The sequence below is a fragment of the Archangium violaceum Cb vi76 genome, assembly GCF_000733295.1.
GTDB classification, from domain to species: Bacteria; Myxococcota; Myxococcia; order Myxococcales; family Myxococcaceae; genus Archangium; species Archangium violaceum.
In genome coordinates, this window is sequence record NZ_JPMI01000049.1 from 1 (window position 1) to 3,243 (window position 3,243).

Here is a 3,243-nt window from a genome sequence, read left to right on the forward strand (position 1 = left end):
GNGGTATCGGATGAACCCGGGTTGAACCCCCTGTCCACACTGGGGGCCAAGGGTTGAAGAACGGGACCGGACACCCTCACCCTGACCCTCTCCCGAGGGGAGAGGGGAGGTCTTCGCCCACTTGTCTGAAAGAGCTCAGGCGAAGAGCTCAGGCCGCCCGGCCGCGCAGGGCCTCGCGAATGGCGCGGGGCTTGTTGGTGATGAGATAGGACACGCCCATCTCCTCCATCTGCCGGGCGCGCGTGGGGTCATCCACCGTCCACACCGCCACGCGCAGGCCCCGGCGACGCCACTCCTCCACCCGCTCCGGCGTGCACTGCTCGTGGCACGGGTGCACCGAGTGCGACGAAACCAGCGGCGTCACCACGTACGCCTGCGGCCCCCAGCGCTTGTCCGGATCGATGAGGAAACCGCGGCGCAGCGAGGGCGCCGCCGCCGCCGTCCGGAAGAGGCACAGCGGGTTGAAGCTGGAAATCACCACCCGCTCGGCCAGCCCACGCCGCATGACGAGCTCCGCCACCTTCTGGGACAGGCCCCCGTCATCCGCCTGGTCGCACTTGAGCTCGATGTTGATGAGGAAGTGCGAGGGCAGCGCGTCCAGCACCTCCTCCAGCAGGGGAATGCGAGCGGGCTCGAAGCCGAGCCGGCTGCCCACGTCCGCGCCCTTCAGCTTCCAATAGGACGTGGTGCGCACCTCCCAGGGCAGGCCGGCCAGCCGCTCCAGGCGCTCGTCGTGGCACACCACCACCTCGCCGGAGCCGCACACCATGGCGTCCAGTTCCACGCCATCGGCCCCCTGGGCCACGGCCTCCTGGAAGGCGTCGAGGGTGTTCTCCGGGGCATCGGCGCTGGCACCTCGGTGGGCGAGCAGGAGCATGCCTCGCAATCTGCAACAGCCCGGCCCCCAGGGCGAGCGTCCTGAAGCCCTCCCGCCGTCCGGAGACGACAGGCGGCTTGCCTCACCCCCGGCTTTGCTGCACTGTGCGCGGCATGCTGGGGCTGCGTACCGGGGAGATTCTGTTCATCGCGTTCATCCTGGTGGTGGTGTTCTCCGCCGCCCGGATGGGTCAGCTCGGCAATGCCGTGGGCAAGTTCGTCTACTCGTTCAAGAAGGCCTCGAAGGGTGAGGACCTCGTGGACGTGAAGACGCTGCCCCGCGCCAGGCGCGGCCAGGACGTGTCCGACGCCGACTACACCGACTCCGGCCCCAAGCGCGGCTAGTTCGAGCCGGGCGTCATCCCCCCGGCCAGCAGGCGCTCGGCCTGCTCACGCAGGGAGGGGTGCACGGACGCGTCCCGGACCAGCTCCTCCAGGTCATTCACGTTGAGCAGCGGGACGATCTTCACCCCCACCTCCGGTGGCAGGTACGGGTTGAAGACGAGCGCCCGGCGCACCCCGTGACGCGTGGACCAGCGCGGCGACTTCCAGATCTCCACCAGCGGCTCCGGCCGGGCCGGACGGCGCGCCGCCATGCGCACCACCAGCGGCTCGGTGAGGCGGGGATTGAGGAGTGCGTTGCGCACCACCGCCGGGTTGCTCGCCGTCACCAGCCGCGAGAGCACGTCCGGATCCCTCGTGAGCCGCGCCTGCTGCTTGAGGTGCCCCAGTGACTGGGTGAGCAGCTTCGCGTCCGCCTTGGCCGCCGCGCCCTCGTCGAACTCCTTCCTGGCCGGCGCCGTCTCGAAGAGGTCCGCCACCGACTCCAGCGATTGCACCTCGGCCATGCGGCGCATGGAGTCCGCGTAGGGGATGCTTTCCGCCTCCCGGCCCAGCGCCGACACGAAGGCCGAGAGCACACACGTGGCCGGCTCCCAGCCTCCCCGGGCCAGGAAGATGACCTCGTGGAGCAGCTCGTTCGCGTCGAGCGGATCCCTCCGCGCGAGCTCGCGCGCGGCGGCCTTGCGGACGATCTCCGCGCTCCCGCTCAGGGCGTGGAGCTTCTGGATGACGGACCTGGCCTCCTCACGGCTTGGCATCGCCGGCGCTTCCCTCCTTCGCTCCTCCGCTGGCGACCGCCGTCTGCTGCTCGAGCGTCACCTCGAGCCGGAAGTCCGCCAGATCCGAGGGGTACTCGTAGAAGAAGACGACGAAGGGAGCCCGGGCGCCGGGAGCCACTTCCTTGGCGGCGGCGTCCAGACGGGCCCGCAGCGTCTCAGCGTCCGCCGGGCTGGTGAGCTGGTAGAGCTCCTCGGGCGTGGGCACGGCGCCCGCGATGCCTTCCGCGGACTTCACCCGCTGGTCGCCTTCGTACAGCGCGACACCCGCCTTCACCCGGATGGCGGAGGTGCCACGGTTCTCCACCTCGCCGCGGACGAAGAAGAGGCTGTGCCCCGCCCCCGTCTCGTAGAGGCCGTTGGACAGATCCTTCGCCACCAGGGGCCGCGTGGGCGACACCAGCTCGCGCATGCGCTCGGGCGACAGCTCCACCCGCCCATCGTTGAGCCAGGCCATGGCCACGGCGAGCAGGCCCACCACCAGCACCGCCGCCACCATGAACTGGGCGGCCAACGAGGCCAGACGCCGCGCGATGCCTGGACCCGCGCGCTCGCCAGGGGCCTGTTCCACCTTCGGAGGAGGAGGCGCGGCGATCACCGGCGGCGGAGGCGCGGGCGGGAAATCCTCTAGTACTTCGCGGCCCGGCGAGCCCTCTCCGGGCCCCGGGAAGTCCGGGAACGGGTTGCGCTCCGTGGGAGCGTTCGCCTTGGCGATGGGCGTGGCCGCAACCGTCTGCGGAGCCCCCCAATCCGGGATGCCCGACGGAGCACCCTGCTGCGGAGCACCCCAGTCCGGAATGCCCGAAGGCGATCCCTGCTGCGGCGCACCCCAGTCCGGAATGCCCGAGGGCGCGGCGGGCGCGGGGCTCGGAGCGGGCGCCGGGGCCTTCGCGGCCGGAGGCAGCGCCGCCACCGGGTCGAACGCGGCGAACGGATTGTCCTCACCGGCAGCCGGCGCGGGAGCCTGGGCCGCGGCCGGAGGCAGCGCCGCCACCGGGTCGAACGCGGCGAACGGATTGTCCTCACCGGCAGCCGCGGCGGGAACCGGAACGGGCGCGGCCCGGGCCGGCTTGGGCGCCGGGGCCGGCGGCGGGGGCTCGAACGAGACGAACGGGTTGTTGCCCTCGAGGCCCTCCATCTCCTCGTAGACCGGAGCCGCGGGCGCGGCGGGCACCGTGGGCGAGGCCCGCATCGTCGGCGCGTCCTCGGGAGGCAGGGAGAACGGATCATGCTCCTCGATGGCCACGGG

3 protein-coding genes and 1 pseudogene are annotated in these 3,243 nt (G+C 71.7%); 1 reads left to right on the top strand and 3 read right to left on the bottom strand.

The features are described 5' to 3' along the window. Positions 1-148: 148 nt before the first annotated feature. Positions 149-877: a glycerophosphodiester phosphodiesterase gene (locus Q664_RS08630; protein ID WP_043392053.1), complete on the bottom strand. Its 729-nt coding sequence runs from the start codon at positions 875-877 to the stop codon at positions 149-151. Between the two features lie 113 nt (positions 878-990). On the opposite strand from Q664_RS08630, the gene Q664_RS08635 reads away from it, so the two are divergent. Continuing rightward, the gene (locus tag Q664_RS08635; protein WP_043392059.1) at positions 991-1,221 is read left to right on the top strand and encodes a twin-arginine translocase TatA/TatE family subunit; all 231 of its coding nucleotides are present in this window, start codon (positions 991-993) and stop codon (positions 1,219-1,221) included. On the opposite strand, the gene Q664_RS08640 is transcribed toward Q664_RS08635, so the two are convergent. Both Q664_RS08640 and Q664_RS58905 read right to left on the bottom strand, forming a co-directional pair. After that, positions 1,218-1,976 (bottom strand): hypothetical protein, encoded by a 759-nt coding sequence (locus Q664_RS08640; RefSeq protein WP_043392056.1) that lies wholly within the window; start codon positions 1,974-1,976, stop codon positions 1,218-1,220. The genes Q664_RS08635 and Q664_RS08640 overlap by 4 nt on opposite strands. Beyond that, positions 1,963-3,243 (bottom strand): annotated as a pseudogene (locus Q664_RS58905) (hypothetical protein); the annotation flags it as partial. The pseudogene Q664_RS58905 and the gene Q664_RS08640, both read right to left, overlap by 14 nt.

Excerpts from the sequence above, each read along its gene's own strand:
- Q664_RS08640 (WP_043392056.1), bottom strand. The coding sequence starts at position 1,976 with ATGCCAAGCCGTGAGGAGGCCAGGTCCGTCATCCAGAAGCTCCACGCC.
- Q664_RS08630 (WP_043392053.1), bottom strand. The coding sequence starts at position 877 with ATGCTCCTGCTCGCCCACCGAGGTGCCAGCGCCGATGCCCCGGAGAAC.
- Q664_RS08635 (WP_043392059.1), top strand. The coding sequence starts at position 991 with ATGCTGGGGCTGCGTACCGGGGAGATTCTGTTCATCGCGTTCATCCTG.